The organism is Curtobacterium sp. GC_Cur_3, from assembly GCF_026544205.1.
Lineage (GTDB): Bacteria > Actinomycetota > Actinomycetes > Actinomycetales > Microbacteriaceae > Curtobacterium.
Window position 1 is genome coordinate 1 of the sequence record NZ_JALNUI010000028.1, and the last position, 17,387, is coordinate 17,387.

The window sequence follows — 17,387 nt, forward strand, 5'->3', positions numbered from 1 at the left end:
CCTCGTGATCGTCCCCGTCCTCCGACCCGACCCGGCACGCGGCCGTGGGTGTTCGTCGTGATCGCGGTGCTGGGTGTCGTGGCGGTGGGGCTCGTGGTGGTCGCGCTGTTGTCGCGCTGACGGGAGCCGTTCATCCGGAGTTCCTTGCTGACGCTGTTCCGGGAACGACGAAGCCGCCGGGACCGAGGTCCCAGCGGCTTCGTTCGTGCAGAGGTGCTCAGGCTGCGATCTGGCCGTCGCGCTGGCGACGAACCGAACCGCGGACCACGAGCAGGCCGCCACCGAGGACGACAGCGCCGCCGCCGACCCAGAGGGCGAGAGCGGAGATGGTGCCACCCGTGAAGGCGAGCGAGCCGGTGCCGGAGCCCGCGGCGCCGACAGCAGCAGCGCCGGCGGCCGGGGTCGCGGTGACGGCGGCCGTGCCGACGTTGCCCGAGGTGGCGCCCGTGGCGGTCAGCGTGTAGGTGCCCGAGGCACCGACCGGAAGCGTGACGCGCGGGGTGACGGCACCGGTCGCGGAGGCGGTGTACGCCTTCGAGACGGTGGTCGTCGGGAGGGCACCGAGCGTGACGGCACCGGCACCGGTGACCGAGATGTTCACGGTCTCGTTGCCGACGAACGAACCCGGGCCGAAGTTGATGACCGTGGTCCCGCCGGCAACGGAGCTGCCGGAGACGGAGACGTTGGACGTCGGGACGTAGCCGGCGGCGTTGGCAGCAGCCGGCGTCGCGATGAGTGCGGCGCCAGCCAGCACGACCGCGGCAATGAGCTTCTTCATGAAGTTGTTCCCCTAAGAATCTGATCCTTCAGACCCTGAGACCCAGAGCCCTGACCCCTCGCAAAGCAACCGATCGACACTGGTTCCCTGAAGTGCGGTTGGCGAAGTTCCCTCAAAGTACCGGACGTTCACAGCTTCCACGCAAGAGATTTGTGACGAACACGTGAACTCTCGTGTTGGCAGAAGACGCGGTCTACAGGGTCTCCTGCACTCGAATCCATCGCGCACGCGATGTTTCCCCTGATCAGGGCCATTCAGAGTCCTTCGGGATGGTCGTCGTCGGTTGATCCACACCACCCGACAGGCTCCGCCCCCACGCGCAGCAACACCCCCGTCTCCCCCGGAATGGGGGCACGATCCGGGACGGAAAGTCCAGAATCCGTGACGTCAACCCGCAGGTTTCCCGCAATCGACGGCCGCGGGCTGCACTGCGGACTGCGTGATGGTCGGCGTCGACACGGCCGTGACGGCTGCCTTGGCCTGCTTCGCAGACCCCAGGAACGTCACGCGGAAGGTCGTGCTCTGGCCGGGCGCAAGCAGGGTCTGGACCTGCACGACCGGGTGGTCACCGTCCACCGCGGTGTGCGGGGCGGCTGCCTTGCCGTCCTGCGTCGAGCCGAGGTAGATCTCGTCCTTCGCGGCGTAGACCGCGAGGTTCGTCTGGACCTTGCCGGGCGCCACCCCGAAGTTCCCGGCACCGGTCACGTAGGCGGGGAGTGCGGTCGCCGCGTCTGCCGGCGCCGTGTTCTTCAGCGTGACCTGGACCACGGATGTCGGCCGGCCGTCCGCCCGACACACGGCGCTGCCCACGGCGACGGTCTTCTGCAGGTAGAAGTCCATCTTCGCGCCGGTGGCGTCGTTGAGGTAGATGCCGAACTGCCGCTCGGAGGCACTGCTCGTCGGCAGTGGGCCGGTCACGGCGGTCCCGGCGAGCTGGGGCTGCTCGGACTTGTCCGCGCTCCACAGGCGCAGCCGGTTCTCCTGCACACCGTCGGTGAGGGCCGTGATGAAGGCCTTCGGGTCGAACGCGCCGCTCGACACCTTGTCGAAGACCGCACTCGCGGCCGAGGCGAAGAAGGCGTCCTGCACCTTCGGGTCCGGGTACTTCGCGTAGACGTCGCTGAGGAGCAGCTTGACCGCGTTGTCCGACGTCAGGGTGTCACCGGTCGGCAGCTGCACCGGCCCGGTCGCCTTGAGGATGGAGGCCAACGTCACCGGGTCCATCGCGAGGACGCCGTCGACCTGCTGCCCGTACTTCTGCTTCCACATCTCGCGGGCGAGCTTGGCAGACACGTCGAAGCGCGGAGTCAGGGTGACGTCCTGCATGTACTCGCCAGTGATGGCGCCGTACAGGCCCTGGGTGTCGGTCGACAGGGGCAGGACAGGTTCGCCCGTGGGGAGGAAGTCCGCGGAGGAGGCCTGGGCCGACAGCTTCACCGCGCCGTCCTTGACGTCGAGGAGTGCCACCGCGCCAGGGATGCCTCCGCCGGCGCGCAGCTCCGCGTTGTTCTGGAACAGCAGCAGGTACCGCCGGTCACCGTCGTGCCCGAGCATGGCCGGTGCGAGCTGCACCGCCCGGTTCGCGACGTCCGCCTGAGCCGCGACCGACGCGACCGCGTTGCGGAGCTGGTTCACCGCGCCGGTCACCGGCGACAGCGTGTCCGAGGTGTCGATCGCCGTGGCGTCGCGGTCCGCCTTCGCCAGCGTCGTCGTCGCGCGCTGAACAGCTGGTTGCGCCGTGACGAGCGGCGCGAGGTCGACCTTGCCGTCCTTCGGCGCGAACGCCTTCACGTTCACGTCACCGATCACGCCAGCGACCGGCTTCACCGCTCCCGTCGCGACATCGTCCACGACGACGGCGACTTCACGCACCGCGCGCAGGTTCGAGCCGACGAACGGGAGGACCTGGAACGCGCTCCAGACCGGGTCACCAGTCAGCGACCGGGCCGCCGCGGCGTGGTCCTGCAGGTCGCCCGCCGTCTTCTGCGCCGCGGTGCTGTTGCCGCTGACCAGCTCCGACCGGAGCGTACCGACGAGTTGCACGGACTGCTCGAGGTCGCGCTTGGCCATCAGGCCACGCACGCCGACCCAGGCGACGGCGAGGATCAACAACAGGACGAGCGCGAGCACGACCCACAGCACTGGCCGGCCCCTGGAACCCCGGCGTGCTGTGGTCCGTCGCGACTCGGGAAGGTCGGACATGGGTTCACGATAGCGGGCAGCAAGCTGAACACAGGGGATCGATGGCGCCCCCTGGTCTGCTGTGCCGTCGAGTTGTGTTTGCTTGTTAGCCCAGACAGACTTTCGCCGCAAGCCCACTCAAGGAGCGTCCGAGCATGATGCGATCACTGGCCGATGCACTACGCCTCGATGCGGAACCCCCTCTGCTGGCTGTGGAACGACTTCTCCGAAGAGCGGCCTCGAAGGCGAAGAGTTCCGTCCTCAGCCGTCAGTTGCACGCGCCTGGAGCAGTGTTCGGCCCTCGAAGTGAAGTACGGGGCGGACGTCACATCACGTTCGGAGCTGATTTCTCCTGCGGAAGCGATCTGTGGCTGGAAGCGGTGGCCTCTTACGAATCGCGCACCTTCAGACCGGCAATCATCCTTGGTGCCGGGGTGTCGCTTTCGAACCGAGTACACATCACCGGAATTGACTCCATCGTCGTCGGGGACGGGTGCCTCTTCGGGAGTGGAGTCTTCGTCTCCGACCACAACCACGGTTCGTACACTGAATCAGCCGGGTCGTCTCCGGCCACCCGACCGGCCGTACGCCCCCTCAGTCCCGGCGGTCCTGTCCGTATCGGAGAGAACGTCTGGCTCGGTGACAATGTCACTGTTCTGGGACCCGTGGTGATCGGAGACGGCGCGGTCGTAGCCGCGAACAGTGTGGTCACCCGCGATGTCGAGCCCGGAACCATCGTCGGCGGGACGCCTGCGCGCTTGTTGAAAGAGTGGACCGGGTCAGGCTGGAAGAGAGCCTGACGGCGCCGAACCGTCCGGCTCCTCGCGGGCTTCACGAGAGAGCCGTAGGAAGAGCATGCTCTCGAGGACCAGCGCCAAGAGCTCCCCGATGCCGAAGCCAGTCACCGCGCCAGATGCTCCCAGCGCCGCCGCGCCGACGAGGGTGAGTGGCATACCGACGACGGCACCGATGAGGCTGTAGCGCGCGTACTGCCGAGCGGCGCCGAACGACAACAGGCCGATCAGACCAATCACCTGCGCTGCGACGAAGAGCCCCAGAACCGCTCCGAAGGCGACCGCCAAAGGCAAGTCGATGGACACCAGACCGTGACTGAGAACGCCACCCACAAGGGCCGCAAGGAACATGAAGGCGATGCTCCCCACAGCTGCCACGACGAGCCCGAAGCGAGCAGCACGCCGCGCCCGCTCGACCCTGTCCATCCCTCTGACACCTGGCACCCAACCCTGCAGGTACTGCAACACCGGTGAGAACCCGGTTGTCGCGAACCGGAAGAGCTTGTCTGCAAGCGTGTAGGCCGGCAGCGCGGCGGGAGCTGTCAGTGCCACGAGGACCGGCGGTAAGGCGGTCACCAACGCTGACACCCCAGACAACAGCATTCCATGCGACTGACTCGCAAGCGCTGTCCGGACCGCGTTCACGCTTCTTGGTCCGCGGAACTGCCCGTCACTGATCCGCCAAACTGTGACGACGACGCCGACCAACACACCAATGAGTTGCACCCCAGAATATGCGATCAGAGGGCTTCCGAAAGCGACGAGGGTCGTACCCACTGCAGCGCCGAGCACACGTGGGGCCGTGTCGAGGAGCAGGAACGACCACGGCCGGGCCACACCCGTGAAGTACCAGCCGCTCAGCAAGCCGGTGATCGTGTACGACAGCGCGTTCAGCGCAGCGGCCGTGTCGGAGACCTGAACCGAGAACACCGTCACGGTCACGGCTGCTGCGGCGACCGGCGCCGTGAGGGCGAGGCGGGCCCACAGAGAATCGAAGAAGAGATTGAGCCTCGCAGGCAGGTCTGCAGAGGCGACCGCGGTCGGACCAGTGATGCCCCAACCGAAACCGACGATGATCGCACCCGCCGTCCCAACGGCTTGAGCAACAGCCAACGCAGCCCACGCCCCCGCGCCTGCGCTACCGATGATGATCGGGATGCTGACAAGGGTCACGAGAGCAGTGAGCCCGACCGAGAGCCCGTAACCGAGCAGAGCAGTCGATCGAGCGCTAGACACTGCTACCCATCCGGACCCCGGTGGTGACCAGGACAGCGCCGCCCTCGCTGTTCATCGGCGGACTCGACCCGCTGTCAGCAGACGTCCCCGAATCGCCGAGAAGCCCGGCATCTTCTTCTTCACCACGTTGAACTCGTCCGGGAGCGCGTACTTCGCAGCGATCGCGCCGTCAGAGAGAGTGATGCCGACACGCGCGAACAACGCCCGTCGTTTCCACTTACCGAAGGCTCCGACCTCTGCCTCGATGAACGGAGACGGCATTCTGAGACCCTCACGCATCTCGAGTAGTTGCTTCCGGTAGGCGCGACGAGTCCGCTTCGTCAACCGTTCACCGTGGGCATCCTCAGCGAACCCGTACTTCGGCGCGCTTCCGAGGGCAGCTTGCGCGGCAAGAACGTCCCGCGCGTAGTGCCGGCTGAGTTCACCGAGAGCAGGTGAAGCTTCGCCGACGCCCCGGAGGTCGACAGAGAGCCTGACACTGATTGCCTCTGGGTCGGCCGGATTGAAGCCGCTGAAGTGCATGAGACGCAGTTCGTCGCCAGTCGAGTCCATGACGAGCGCCGAACCCACGTTCCTGAACCGCCGTTCATGAAGATTCCAGGGGCCGACATTGTACCCAGAGTGCCGGAGTGCGTGCGCGCTGTAGTACGTAGCTCCGACATCCACCCACTTCTGGTCGACGAACACTCCGAGCAGTGGGTAGATGAGGCACTCCCTGCGAAGGTGGCCCCACCACCAGTCGAGGAACGGCAGCGCCGTACGATCCACCGCGCAGAAGCCGAGGTTGAAGATACCAACGGTCAGATCGTGTCCCTCGGTGATGTGCTCGACTGAAGAGGGAATCGGCTCGAGGAAGTGGGGAGTGAGCACGATTCCATGTTCGTCGAGGAGCGCGGGAAGCTCGCTCAACGGCGACACCACCATCATGTCCGGGTCCAGGTACGCCACCCGTTCCGACTCCTGTAGGAGCGCTTTGAAGAACAGCGGCTTGACCGAAGTTGAGAACTCGACGACATCGTAGATCGCAGCGAGTTCCAGCACATCTCGCCGGCTCAGGCCGAGGATTTCGGTCGTAGCCACCCGAAGCCCTGGGCGTCCCGCTTCGAGGTCTCGACGATCGCCGTCTACAACCAGGATCACGAGGTCCTTGTGCGGCTCGATCCGCTGGATGCTCTCGTACAGTGCGAGCGCCTGGGGCAGGTAGTTCTGTGCGACAACTGTGCAGTAGATCATCTGCTTCGAGGTGATCGGCGAGTTGGTCATCGAAGAGGCTCCACTGGGTTGTTGATGGGCATTGCTTGTTCCGGTTTTCCAACCGCAGCTGAGGTGGTGAGTCGGGCGATCCAGGCCGCAACGGCGACTATCAGGACAAGGAAGACGATGTTGCCGGTGTTGAAGAGGTAACCACGCCAGTACTCGAGGAACCCGTATCCGATGACGCCCGACATTGCGGCTACAACCGAATGGTAGTGGCGGAAGTGCTGAAAAAGTACGGCAGCAACACCAAGCACGATCAACGTGTACCCGAGGCCCCACCATCCCCATTGCGCATAGACGTCCGCGAAAGACGAGTTCGCATTCAAGTTCGGAGCGATGTCCACTTGGTACGCGTAGAACCCGAGATCAAGTGCCGCGGACTTGTCCCCTTTGTTCACCTGAAGGAACGTGGGCACGACTGCCTGCAGCGCATTGAAAGCAGAGACTGAGACCGGAAACCTTCCGCCCACGATCGCGTCTGCCACACCAACCGAAACCTGGGAGGGCGCCCCGACGTAACTCAGGATCTGGTAGACATTCATGAGAAGTGGATTGTCGACGCCGAACGACCGGTAGTAGTTGGCATTGCGCGTGTAGTTGAACACGGCGAGGACAAAGAACAACACCACCCCGGCAAAAGTGGTCACAGAAAGCCGAAGGGAATTGGAGCGCCGCCGCTGGTAGTAGAGGAAGACGAACACCGCCGTGGCCATCACCAGCGAGAGCCGCGAACTCAGGAGCACCACGGAGAGCAGCAACACGACGTTCAGCGCGGCGAACCACCAACTCGACTTCCGCTCCATTGCCAGGACAACCCCGACCGGCGCAGCGACGGTGACGGCGTATCGCAGCGTTCCGACGGAGGACCCGTCCAGCAAGGACTCGGACAAGAGGTTCGCTTGGTCCGAACTCAATGCAGTGATGATCGACGTCTGCCGTGAGATGAGGTAGTAGGCCCCCGCGACACCGACGATCGCGAAGAGCGAGACGATGCGGTAGAAGGCTCGCTCGAACTTCGCATCTCCTTCCACGGCGAGGAGCGCTCGGCTTGGCTTCCAACTCCGCCCAACCGCAACCCCGAAACTGATCACGAGGACGCAGACGAGGTACCACGTGACAAGCACGAAAGCAGCAGCCCAGGAGAAGTCGCTGCGCACTGCGAACCCTCGTAGGTAGGTCCCATCCCCTGGGACCGACCAAGCGAGAAGACTGGCGAGCACCGGGAGCACAAGCAGGATCCAGGGCTGGAAGAGGCGGAAGGGGCGGATCATGTGCGCCTCACCAGCTCGTCGTCGACGATCCGAGCAACTGACGACCAGGGGCGCTGTACGGGCCGGATCGTCGACACGTCCCACTCCGCGAGTCGACGGAGTGCTGCATTCCACTCCCCCGCGTCCGTCGCACCCTCCACCGCGATGCCGTTCCTCTGAACGATCTCCGCGACGCTCTCGCATCCACTCCAGAAGGCAACTGGCCGCCCAGTGGCAATCGCCTCCGCTGCGGGCAGCCCGAAGCCCTCCACGGTTGAAGGCATGATCAGGCCGATCGAAGACCGGTAGATCGCAGACAGCTCCTCGTCTCCGATGCCACTGACAACCGTCACCCGCGATTGCAGGGCGCGCTTCTCGACGGCCGCGAGAGCCCTACTCCGATCAGCAGTGACCATCACGAGCCTGAAGTCGTCCGACATTGCAATCGCCTCGAGCATGACGTCAGTGTTCTTGTGCTCACGAAGATTACCGACGTACACGAAGTGTTCATGGCCCTGCGCCGACAAGCGTCCGCTCGGAACGAACTCCTCAGACACGCCATTACCGGTGTTGACAACCTGGACACGATCATCATCGAGCCACTCGAGCAACCTCCTCCTCGAGGTCTCAGAGACGGTGAAGGCGAGACCAGCCTTCATGATCGCAGGACGTACGACGTGGTCGTAGTAAGCGGTCCGTAGGACTGAGCCTTCAGAAGGCACTTCGAGGTGGATGAGATCGTGGATGGTCAGGAACTGGCGCGCACGTGTCATGCCCGCGTTGAACCCCGGCGCATAGACCACGTCCCGCGACGAGAGCTTCATTCTGCCTGGGCTCACGACGTCGAGGGGAAGTGGTCGTCGAAGTCGATGACCGAGATCGGTCCAGGGGACCTCCAGCCGTCCGACGACTTCCCGAGAGTATCGGCCAATTCCGTGAAGCCCGATTCGGCTCGTGTCGACGTGAAGGCTCATGCGATCTTCCCCTCCGCCATCCAAGTGGTGAGACGTGCACGGAAGGTGGAATCACCGAAGGCTGCCTCCACGGCGTCCGGGACGAGCTGCATGTCGAGTTCGATCGCCCGAAGCAGACCCTTGGCGATGTCCAGGCCTTCCAGGGACTCGACGACCACGCCGCCGCCGACGAGTTCCACGCTCTCGCTCGCACCGCCCTCGCGGTAGACGACCACGGGCGTACCTGCGGCCATTGCCTCAACGGGCATGATCCCGAAGTCCTCCACGGCGGGGAAGACGAACACTGACGCGCGTCGATACAACGTACGCAGGAGACCATCAGACGGTGCCTCGACGATCCAGGTCGGCACACGGGCTTCGTTCGCGAGCCGCCGTAGGTCATCAGCGAGGGGTCCAGCTCCTGCGATCACCACTGGCAGCTGCGCTGCTTCGCCCGCCGCGATGACGAGGTCTAGGCGCTTGTAGGGGACGAAACGGGACGCCCCCAGGATGAACTCATTCGGCAGACCCTCGACAGTCCTGGACTCACCGTCGCTGAGCATCGGCAACTCGCCTCGGGAACCAGTGACATCGACAGGCGGGTAGATGACCGTCGATTCGGCGTTCCAGACGTCGCGGATCCGCTTCCGGATGTAATGACTGTTTGCCGCATAGGTGACATCTGCATTGACGAAACGTCGGTCGAGCGAGCGGAACGCGGGCGCTAGCGATCGGACCAGGGGGTTTGCACCCCGCGAGTCTTGTTGCGGTGCCCAGATCGTTCGGGCGGGAGTGTGGACGTACGCGAACTTCTGCACCGCACTGTCACCACCGATGTGGTGCGCGAACACATGGGAACTGGCCAGGACGAACTCGTACTCGGAGGTGTCGATACGAGACCAAGTAGGCGACATGAACGGCAGCGCCGCCGCTTTGCTCCGGCGCAACGGAGACCGGGCCATCCAGGTTTCGGTGACTTTGTGGCCTACGAAGCGTTCCGGGGCGTCGTTCCAGAGCGCCACGACATCGGCATCCGGAAAGGCTCGGCCCATGGCCTCTGCAACGTTCTCTGAGCCCCCGTGCGGAGCTATCCACTCGTGCGCGATCAAGCCGACCATCAGTGAGCCTCGTTACCGGGGGCCAGAACTGCGCGAACTGTGCGCCAGAGGATCACGATGTCCCCGAGGAGCGACCAGTTCTCCACGTAGTACAAGTCCAAGCGAATGGCGTCCTCCCACCCAAGCGCCGAACGTCCGCCGACCTGCCAAAGACCGCTCATCCCAGGCTTCAGCAGCAGGCGACGTCGCGCAGCTGCGTCGTAGAGCGCAACCTCCCCCTCTCGCTGAGGCCGGGGACCCACCAAGCTCATCGTTCCGAAGAACACGTTGAAGAGCTGCGGGAACTCGTCGAGGGAGTGCTTCCGCAAGAACCGCCCGATCGAAGTGACACGAGGGTCGTTCTCGACCTTGAACAGCGGAGAATCCGAACGCCCCTGTGCGGCGAGCAGCGCAGCGAGCTCATCGTCAGCGTTGACGCGCATCGACCGGAACTTGAGCATGTCGAACGGCTCGCCGTTCAGGCCGATGCGCTCCTGCCGGTACAGGACAGCACCGGGGCTGGTCAGCCGAACCGCTAGGGCAAGGACGACGAGCAGCGGTGAGAGGCCGATGATCAAGAGGGTGGACCCGATGATGTCGAAGGCACGCTTCGTGAAGAGCGTCGATCCCTCGTACCGGGGCATCTCGACGTGGATCAGCGGCAGTCCCGCCACTGGTCGCGTGTGGATACGCGGACCGTTGATCTCCGTGAGGCTGGGCGCGACGATCAAATGTTGACGGCCCCCTTCGAGTCCCCAGCTCAACTGGCGAACAGCTTGTGCTCCCAACTCGTCCGAACTCGTCACAGCGACCGTGTCGGCTCCCGTCCCGGGCAGCACCCGGAGCGCATCAGCAATCCTCCCCACAACGGGTATGTCGGTGCCGGGGAGCACAGAGCCAACTGGCGCACTGGGAACACACGCAGCAACCACGCGATATCCCTCCTCAGGATGTCGCGCGAGCTCACGAGCGAGATGCTCGACGCTCCCGTCGGAGCCCACGAGGAGCATGCGGGCGGAGTACTCACCGGCGTGACGCTTCGCGTTCAACCACTGGCGCCACATCCATCGGCTGAGCAGCAGAACCAGAATCCCGAGCGGGAATGCAATGAAGATGTAGCCCCGGGCGAGGTCGATCTTGAAGGCGTAGGCGACGATGGCCACGAAGGCGAAGAGTCGTATGGAGGCGTCGATGATCTGTCGGTACTCGGCCGAGCCCGAACCGACGTATCGCGCGTCCCGTGTGTCGTACAAGGCGAGGACGACGAGCCAGGCCGCAATGATCGAGAACGACACTGCGGTGTAGCCGACGGCGAGGTCGGCAACGCTGCCGTCAACAGAGACTCGCGAGCTGTCCAGCCCGAACCAGGCGATCTGAACGCCGAAAGCCACCCAGATCAGGACCAGGACGTCCGTGACGACCAGCCGACGTGCATATCGATCGGCCCAGGCGACTTCGCGCTGTGCGGGACGGCTCGCGACGGTCACCACGTGGCACCGCCGTCGGAGGAAACGGCAACAGATTTTCCCGCCCACACCCACACGTTCGTGCCGCTGCGGGCGACGGTCACCGCTCCGTCGGTATCCGCATCTGCGTCGCAACCGACAGCGGTCGCGGTCGACGTCCGCGTGACCTTCGCGGCACCGACGGATGCGATCTGCACGCCATCGCAGTCGTCAGCGCCGACCACGGCGATCGTGTAGCGGTCACCGGCATCAGCGAGCGAACGGATGCCCTGCATCGGCGCTTCGACCCATGCACCGGTCCCCGAACGCCACTCCATGACGTCCTGGCAGATGACCGCGGTGGTGTAGTCGCCCTGGAACACCTCGGTCGGGTCCGAGCACGGCGGGTCGACGGTGCCGGTCTTCAGCACGAGTCCGTCGGGGCCGATCCCGGCGCCGGCAGCTCCAGCGGTGCCCGCACTCCAGGTCGCGCCGTCGTCCGCGCTGGTGCGCACGACGACCTCGCAGTCGGGGCCGGCGGCGACGAGCATCGAGATGGAGGACGAAGTGGCTCGGAGCGCAAGGATCGACTCGACGTCGTCACCGAGGCGCACCGACTGCCAGCTCGCTCCACCGTCGGTGGTGTGCTGCAGCACTTCCCCAGAGCCGCCGCAGACACCGGCCGACGCGCGCCAGGCCACTGATCCGTCGACCGCAGTGAGCAGGTGCCGGCCAGACGAGGACTGCATTGCGTCGGCCGGCGCAGACGCGGCTGCGGTGCTGGAAGCCGAAGGGGTCGGACGCGGCGACGGGGTGCTCGTGAAGGTCGGGATCGGGCCGGGTTGCCCGCCGTCCTGGGGAGCGGTGCGACCCAGAGCCACCGCGACCAGGACCACGTCGAGGACGACGAGCAGCACCACGGCCGCTGCGATCCACAGCAGGGCGTTGCGCGACAGTGAACCCCCGAGGCCTCGGGCCCCCCGGCCAGACGTCATCGGATGGTCGCCCTCACCGCTCGGAGCGACGGAGGATGCCGAGCTTGGCGCTCCGCTTCTCCGGCTTCACGCGGGCGTCGTCCTCGTCAGTGCCGTAGCCGTACCCGTAGCCGTAGCGGCCGTAGCCGTACGCGCGCGGGCCGCGCACGGGCATCATCGTCATGACGAAACCGGCGATCGGCGCACCGACGTTCTCGAGCGCGGCGACGGCACCGGCCAGCTGGCCCTTGTGCGTCTTGCCCGAGGCGACGGCGACGATGGCGCCAGAAGCCTTCTTCGACAGGATGGCGGCGTCCGTGACGGGCAGGAGCGGCGGCGCGTCGAACAGGACGTAGTCGAACTCCTGCTCAAGTCGCTCGATCAGCTTCTGCATCGCCTGCGACCCGAGGAGCTCGGACGGGTTCGGCGGGATGGGACCCGCGGGGAGCACGACCATGTTGCCGCGGCCCCAGGGGTGCGCCACGTCCTCGAGCTCGGCACGGCCGATGAGCACGTCGGTCAGGCCGGCGTTGGTCTCCACGTCCATGTACTCGGCCACGCGGGGGCGACGCAGGTCGGCGTCGATCAGGATGACGCGGAAGCCGGCGCTGTCGAGGGCGATCGCCAGGTTCGCGATCGTGGTGCTCTTGCCCTCGGACTGGACCGACGACGTCATCACGAACGTGCGCGACTTGCTGCCGATGTCGAGGAACTGGATGTTGGTGCGCAGGGTACGGAACGACTCAGCACGCGGGCTGCGCGGGTCGACCTGCACGATGAGCGGCCGCTCGGACGCCTTGTTGTCGAAGGCGATGCCGCCGACGACAGGCTTGGCGCTGATCTTCTCGACGTCCTGCTCGGTGCGAACGCGAGTGTCGAGGGTCTCGCGGAGCACGGCGATGCCGACGCCGAGGGCGAGCCCGATGAGGAGCCCCAACACGACGTTCACCGGGACGTTGGGGCTGACCGGCTTGCTCGGGACGTCGGCCTGCTTCACCCGGGTGAGCTTGACGGTGCTCTGTCCGTTCGCGTCCGTCGCCTCGATGTTCTGCACGACGTTCGTCAGGCTCTGCGACGCCGCGTTCGCGATGTCTGCCGCCTGCACCGGGTCCGTGTCGTTGACGGAGATCGCGATGAGGGTCGTGCTCGTCGGTGCGGTGGACGTGATCATGCCCGCCAGCTGGTCCGTCGTCATGTCGAGCTTCAGGCTCGAGATGACCGGCAGGAGCACGATCGGCGTGGTCACCAGGTTCGAGTAGGTCAACACGCGCTGCTGCGTGAAGGTGTTGCCCTGCGCCAGGTCACTCGCGCTGCCGCTCGTCTGCGTCGAGACGAAGACCTGCGCCGACGTGGAGTACACGGGCTTCTTCAGCAGTGAGTACCCCGCGGCCGCGGCCACCCCGATCAGTGCCAAGACCAGGATGAGAGCCCATCCCTTGCGCAGCACTGTGATGTAGTCGCGTAGTTCCACGCGGCCCGCCTTCCCCGACGATGAGCCGCATCCCTGTTCTGTCCCGAGAACAGGCACACCGGGGTAGTCCCAGCGAGCGGCATGGAAATAGTGCCACACGAATGAGTCGACCTCGGCTGTTTCCGTGATGTGGGCCCCGCGTCCTCTACGGTGTCGCCATGAGCAGCGCCCCCGACCGGACGACCACCGACGTCGAGACCGCCCGCCAGCGCGACCTCGTCACCCTGCTCGTCGCGGTCGGGGTGGCGGTCGTCCTCGCACGGTTCGTCACCGGCTTCGCGCGGGGCGGCGGCATCCCCGCGCCGGTTCTGCAGATTGTGGCCGCGGACCTGGCGGTGTGGGTCCCGCTCACCGTCGGCGCGCTGTGGGTGCTGCGCCGAGCCTCCAGGCCGGACATGGCCCGCGAAGCCGGCAGCCCGACGGCCCCCAGCCGTCTCAGCTTCGGCCTCGGCGTGGGCGACGCCATCGCCGCCCTCGGCATCGTGATCGTGTGCCGCGCCGTGGACGCAGCCATGTCGATCTCGTTCTTCGGCACGTCCGGGCTGAGCCCGGCGCCCACACTGGGCCAGCCGGACGTGGTCCTGCTCGTCGTCTCGGCGATCGGGGTGTGCGTGGTCAGCCCCGTGCTCGAGGAGGTCGTGTTCCGCGGGCTGTTCCAGCGCCGGCTGGCTGATGCGCTGACGCCGCGCACCCGGTTCCTCGCGGTCCTGCTCACCGCAATCCTCTTCGCACTGCTGCACGTCCTGATCAGCAGCCCGGCGTCCTCGCTGGTCGGCTTCGAGGTGTTCACCACCACGTTCCTGCTCGGTCTGCTCACCGGCGCGCTCGTGGCGATGACCGGGCGCATCGGCGGCGCGATCCTGGCGCACGTGCTGTTCAACACGGTCGCCGTCGTCCTGACCTGGCCGCGCTGACCCGCAGCAAGCGGCAAGCGGCCTTCGGCAAGCGGCCCGCGGCGGCCCAGGCCGGCCCCCGTCAGGCCCCCGCCAGGCCCCCGAAGAGGGGCCAACGCCCGCACTGACGATCCCTAGACTTCAGGGAGCATGCCAAGCCGAACCAGCATCTACGACAACCCGCTGGTCCGTCAGGCCCCGATCAGCGCGTTCGTCGCACTCTCCGCGTTGCTCACCGTGGCGCTGCCGGTCCTCGAGATCACGCACGCCCAGGCCTTCCTCGCGAGCTTCGTCGTCACGGCGATCGCGACCCTGGTGGCGGCGACCGCGGCCGGACTGCCCCGGCTCGTGCTGCTCGGCGCGGTCCTGCCCGCGATCGACTTCATCGCCGTCGCCCTGCTGCGCGCCGGCACCGGCAACGGTGCCTCGGTGTTCACGTCGCTCGTGATCCTGCCGGTCGTGTGGGCAGCGTCGCGGCCCGGTCGGTGGAACATCGCCTACGCCGCGGTCGGTGTCGCCGTCGTGATCCTCACGCCGTTCGTCATCAACCCGGACCAGCCGCCGGCCGGCAGCGAGCTCGTCCGCCTGGGCATCACCGTCGTCGTCTTCGGCACGGTGGCCGTCATCGTCCACGAACTGGCGAGGAACGCCCGTCGGAGCGTCGCTGCTGCTCGCATCGGCGAGGACGCCGTCCGGGCCGAGATCGACCGGGCAGCCACCGTGCAGCGCTCGCTCCTGCCGAGCACCAGCCTGGACGCCGCCCACTCCGTCAGCATCGCCGGTGCGTGCCTGCCAGCGAAGACCGTCGGCGGCGACTTCTTCGACTGGTACCCGACCCCGGGCGGCATCGCCTTCAGCCTGGGCGACGTGATGGGCAAGGGCGTCGGAGCCGGTCTCATCGCTGCCGCCGTCCGGTCGACCCTGCGGAGTGCGCGCACGGTGGACGACGCCTCCGAGGCACTCAAGCGCGCCTCCGACGGGCTGGCCGCCGAGACCCTGAGTTCCGAGGTGACCTTCACCACGCTCTTCCACGCCCGCGTCTCCGACGAGGGCGTGCTGCAGTGGGCTGACGCCGGCCACGGCCTGAGCTCGATCATCCGCGCGAACGGTGACGTCGAGCGGCTGCTGTCGGGCGACCTGCCACTCGGCCTCGGGCTCGAGCTGCTGAACGCCTGGCGCACGACCACCACGGTGCTGCAGCCGGGCGACACGCTCGTGACCTTCAGCGACGGTGTCCTCGACCTCTTCGAGGGCGACGCGGTCGAGGCCGTCGCGGCGCTCACCCGCGAGCACCGCGACCCGCAGGCCCTGGTGCAGGCACTGTCCGCGCGAGCGGGCGAGGTCCCGCACGACGACGACGTGACGGTCGTCGTGCTCCGGCGCGAGGCAGCGCAGGTGCCCGCGGTCGCCCCCGTCGTCGACGTCTCGGCCCGCACCGTCTGACCGACGGACCACCGGACGGGAGGCTCGGTGCCAGCTGGCACCGAGCCTCCCATCCGTCACCGGGTTGCGCCACAGCGGTACGGTGACCGGGTCCCGTGTCGTTCCGAGAGGACCCGTCGTGCGCCAGCTCTACCCACCGCTCGAACCCACCCGCTCCGGCATGCTCGACGTCGGCGACGGACAGCAGGTGTACTGGGAGGAGTGCGGCTCCCCCGACGGCAAGCCGGTCGTGTTCCTGCACGGTGGGCCGGGCGCCGGGTGCTCGCCGGACCACCGCCGCCTCTTCGACCCCGCCCGCTACCGGATCGTGCTGTTCGACCAGCGGAACTGCGGCCGCAGCCTGCCGCACGCCGGCGACCCCACCACGGACCTGTCCGCGAACACGACGTGGACCCTGGTCGAGGACATCGAGCGGCTGCGCGAGCACCTGTCGATCGACGCGTGGCAGGTGTTCGGCGGCTCGTGGGGCTCCGCGCTCGCGCTGGCCTACGCCGAGACGCACCCGGACCGGGTGACCGAACTCGTGCTCCGCGGGATCTTCACGCTGCGGCAGAGCGAGATCGACTGGTTCTACGAGGGCGGAGCCGCGAACGTGCTCCCCGACCTGTGGGAGGGCTACCTCGCTCCGGTGCCGGAGGACGAGCGGCGCCCCGGCGGGCTGGTCCGGGTGTTCGAGCGCCTGCTCGCCGATCCGGACCCAGCCGCGCACGGGCCGGCGGCCGTTGCGTGGGCGAGCTGGGAGGCGGCCTCGATCACGCTCCTGCCCCGCCCGGACCTCGTGGCGCAGTACGCAGACCCGACGTACGCGCTGGCGTTCGCCCGGATCGAGAACCACTACTTCACGCACGACGGCTGGTTCGAGGACAGGCAGCTGATCCGCGATGCCGCTCGGCTCGAGGGCATCCCGACCGTCATCGTCCAGGGGCGCTACGACCTGTGCACGCCGGCGGTCACGGCGTGGGACCTGCATCGGGCGCTGCCCTCCGCCGAGTTCCGGATGATCGACGACGCCGGGCACGCCTTCGACGAGCCGGGGATCCTCGACGCCCTCATCGAGACGACCGACCGGTTCGCGGGCACCGCGGGCTGACCGACGCGGTCAGGTGCGGTCGTCGGCCGTCGTCGACGGGGACTGCTCGTCGCGGGCCCGCTCGACCTCGGCGTCGACTGCGCGCCGGCGCCTCAGGAAGCGCACCACGAAGAGACCGACTGCGGCCAGGACCATCAACACCCCGCCGAGGACCGCACCCGGGACGACGCTGTCCGTTCGGTCGTCGTCGTTGCTCAGCCCGACCGCCCCGAGGACCAGCGACAGCCCGACGAGCAGGACCACCATGGACGCCGACACCCACCACAGCGTCGGCTGCCGCAGGTCGATCCGCCGGCGGTCCGGGAACGAGGTCCCGGCGAACATGGCCCAGCCGATCGCCGTGGAGGACGTCGCGCGGAACCACGGTTCGAGCAGGGCACCCGCTCCGATGCACACGACTGCGCCCCCGACGGCCCAGAGCCACCAGCCCCTGGTTCCCGCCTGCCGTTCCGTCATGCGCCCCACCGTACCCAGGGCGGAAGCGAGCGGACGCGCCGACGCGGGACGAGCCTCCAGGCCGGTCCG

Annotated in this window: 14 protein-coding genes and 1 pseudogene; 4 read left to right on the forward strand and 11 right to left on the reverse strand. The window is 67.0% G+C overall.

Features of this window, described 5'->3' with window-relative positions:
- Positions 1-217: 217 nt before the first annotated feature.
- Together OXR63_RS14360 and OXR63_RS14365 are read right to left on the reverse strand one after the other, a co-directional pair.
- Complete coding sequence (locus OXR63_RS14360; protein ID WP_267424370.1) at positions 218-778, reverse strand: sortase; 561 nt, start codon at positions 776-778, stop codon at positions 218-220.
- A gap of 387 nt (positions 779-1,165) precedes the next feature.
- Positions 1,166-2,920, reverse strand: a complete 1,755-nt coding sequence (locus tag OXR63_RS14365; RefSeq protein ID WP_267424371.1) for a DUF4012 domain-containing protein — start codon at positions 2,918-2,920, stop codon at positions 1,166-1,168.
- Positions 2,921-3,579: 659 nt separating this feature from the next.
- On the opposite strand from OXR63_RS14365, the pseudogene OXR63_RS18560 reads away from it, so the two are divergent.
- Positions 3,580-3,723 (forward strand): annotated as a pseudogene (locus OXR63_RS18560) (DapH/DapD/GlmU-related protein); the annotation flags it as partial.
- Positions 3,724-3,738: 15 nt separating this feature from the next.
- Here OXR63_RS18560 and OXR63_RS14375 read toward each other — a convergent pair.
- The 8 genes from OXR63_RS14375 to OXR63_RS14410 all read right to left on the reverse strand — a co-directional run bounded on the left by OXR63_RS14375 (position 3,739) and on the right by OXR63_RS14410 (position 13,436).
- Positions 3,739-4,926: a hypothetical protein gene (locus OXR63_RS14375; RefSeq protein WP_267424372.1), complete on the reverse strand. Its 1,188-nt coding sequence runs from the start codon at positions 4,924-4,926 to the stop codon at positions 3,739-3,741.
- Positions 4,927-5,040: 114 nt separating this feature from the next.
- The gene (locus OXR63_RS14380) at positions 5,041-6,252 is read right to left on the reverse strand and encodes a hypothetical protein (RefSeq protein WP_267424373.1); all 1,212 of its coding nucleotides are present in this window, start codon (positions 6,250-6,252) and stop codon (positions 5,041-5,043) included.
- Positions 6,249-7,517, reverse strand: coding sequence for a hypothetical protein (locus tag OXR63_RS14385; RefSeq protein WP_267424374.1), 1,269 nt, complete (start codon positions 7,515-7,517; stop codon positions 6,249-6,251). Before OXR63_RS14385 ends, OXR63_RS14380 begins: the two co-directional genes overlap by 4 nt.
- Positions 7,514-8,470, reverse strand: coding sequence for a glycosyltransferase (locus tag OXR63_RS14390; protein WP_267424375.1), 957 nt, complete (start codon positions 8,468-8,470; stop codon positions 7,514-7,516). Before OXR63_RS14390 ends, OXR63_RS14385 begins: the two co-directional genes overlap by 4 nt.
- The gene (locus OXR63_RS14395) at positions 8,467-9,567 is read right to left on the reverse strand and encodes a glycosyltransferase (RefSeq protein ID WP_267424376.1); all 1,101 of its coding nucleotides are present in this window, start codon (positions 9,565-9,567) and stop codon (positions 8,467-8,469) included. Before OXR63_RS14395 ends, OXR63_RS14390 begins: the two co-directional genes overlap by 4 nt.
- Entirely contained in the window at positions 9,567-11,033 is a 1,467-nt protein-coding gene (locus OXR63_RS14400; protein ID WP_267424377.1) for a sugar transferase, read from the reverse strand. The genes OXR63_RS14395 and OXR63_RS14400 overlap by 1 nt, the downstream gene beginning before the upstream one ends.
- The gene (locus tag OXR63_RS14405) at positions 11,030-11,986 is read right to left on the reverse strand and encodes a hypothetical protein (RefSeq protein ID WP_267424378.1); all 957 of its coding nucleotides are present in this window, start codon (positions 11,984-11,986) and stop codon (positions 11,030-11,032) included. The genes OXR63_RS14400 and OXR63_RS14405 overlap by 4 nt, the downstream gene beginning before the upstream one ends.
- 13 nt (positions 11,987-11,999) lie before the next feature.
- Positions 12,000-13,436 carry a polysaccharide biosynthesis tyrosine autokinase gene (locus OXR63_RS14410; RefSeq protein WP_267424379.1) on the reverse strand — a complete coding sequence of 479 codons (1,437 nt, stop codon included), beginning with the start codon at positions 13,434-13,436 and terminating at the stop codon, positions 12,000-12,002.
- A gap of 158 nt (positions 13,437-13,594) precedes the next feature.
- Between OXR63_RS14410 and OXR63_RS14415 the strand changes: the two genes are divergently transcribed.
- From OXR63_RS14415 to pip, 3 genes are all read left to right on the forward strand, one after another.
- Positions 13,595-14,350 carry a CPBP family intramembrane glutamic endopeptidase gene (locus OXR63_RS14415; protein WP_267424380.1) on the forward strand — a complete coding sequence of 252 codons (756 nt, stop codon included), beginning with the start codon at positions 13,595-13,597 and terminating at the stop codon, positions 14,348-14,350.
- A 129-nt stretch (positions 14,351-14,479) separates the two neighbouring features.
- Entirely contained in the window at positions 14,480-15,772 is a 1,293-nt protein-coding gene (locus OXR63_RS14420; RefSeq protein ID WP_267424381.1) for a PP2C family protein-serine/threonine phosphatase, read from the forward strand.
- Positions 15,773-15,890: 118 nt separating this feature from the next.
- Positions 15,891-16,862 (forward strand): prolyl aminopeptidase, encoded by a 972-nt coding sequence (pip, locus tag OXR63_RS14425; protein WP_267424382.1) that lies wholly within the window; start codon positions 15,891-15,893, stop codon positions 16,860-16,862.
- A 9-nt stretch (positions 16,863-16,871) separates the two neighbouring features.
- Here pip and OXR63_RS14430 read toward each other — a convergent pair whose 3' ends face one another.
- Positions 16,872-17,318 (reverse strand): hypothetical protein, encoded by a 447-nt coding sequence (locus tag OXR63_RS14430; protein WP_267424383.1) that lies wholly within the window; start codon positions 17,316-17,318, stop codon positions 16,872-16,874.
- Between the last annotated feature and the right edge of the window lie 69 nt (positions 17,319-17,387).

What these genes read in the sequence shown, in the direction of transcription:
- OXR63_RS14360 (WP_267424370.1), bottom strand. Translation starts at nt 778, where the DNA reads ATGAAGAAGCTCATTGCCGCGGTCGTGCTGGCTGGCGCCGCACTCATC.
- OXR63_RS14380 (WP_267424373.1), bottom strand. Translation starts at nt 6,252, where the DNA reads ATGACCAACTCGCCGATCACCTCGAAGCAGATGATCTACTGCACAGTT.
- OXR63_RS14385 (WP_267424374.1), bottom strand. Translation starts at nt 7,517, where the DNA reads ATGATCCGCCCCTTCCGCCTCTTCCAGCCCTGGATCCTGCTTGTGCTC.
- OXR63_RS14390 (WP_267424375.1), bottom strand. Translation starts at nt 8,470, where the DNA reads ATGAGCCTTCACGTCGACACGAGCCGAATCGGGCTTCACGGAATTGGC.
- OXR63_RS14395 (WP_267424376.1), bottom strand. Translation starts at nt 9,567, where the DNA reads ATGGTCGGCTTGATCGCGCACGAGTGGATAGCTCCGCACGGGGGCTCA.
- OXR63_RS14405 (WP_267424378.1), bottom strand. Translation starts at nt 11,986, where the DNA reads ATGACGTCTGGCCGGGGGGCCCGAGGCCTCGGGGGTTCACTGTCGCGC.
- OXR63_RS14415 (WP_267424380.1), top strand. Translation starts at nt 13,595, where the DNA reads ATGAGCAGCGCCCCCGACCGGACGACCACCGACGTCGAGACCGCCCGC.
- OXR63_RS14420 (WP_267424381.1), top strand. Translation starts at nt 14,480, where the DNA reads ATGCCAAGCCGAACCAGCATCTACGACAACCCGCTGGTCCGTCAGGCC.
- OXR63_RS14430 (WP_267424383.1), bottom strand. Translation starts at nt 17,318, where the DNA reads ATGACGGAACGGCAGGCGGGAACCAGGGGCTGGTGGCTCTGGGCCGTC.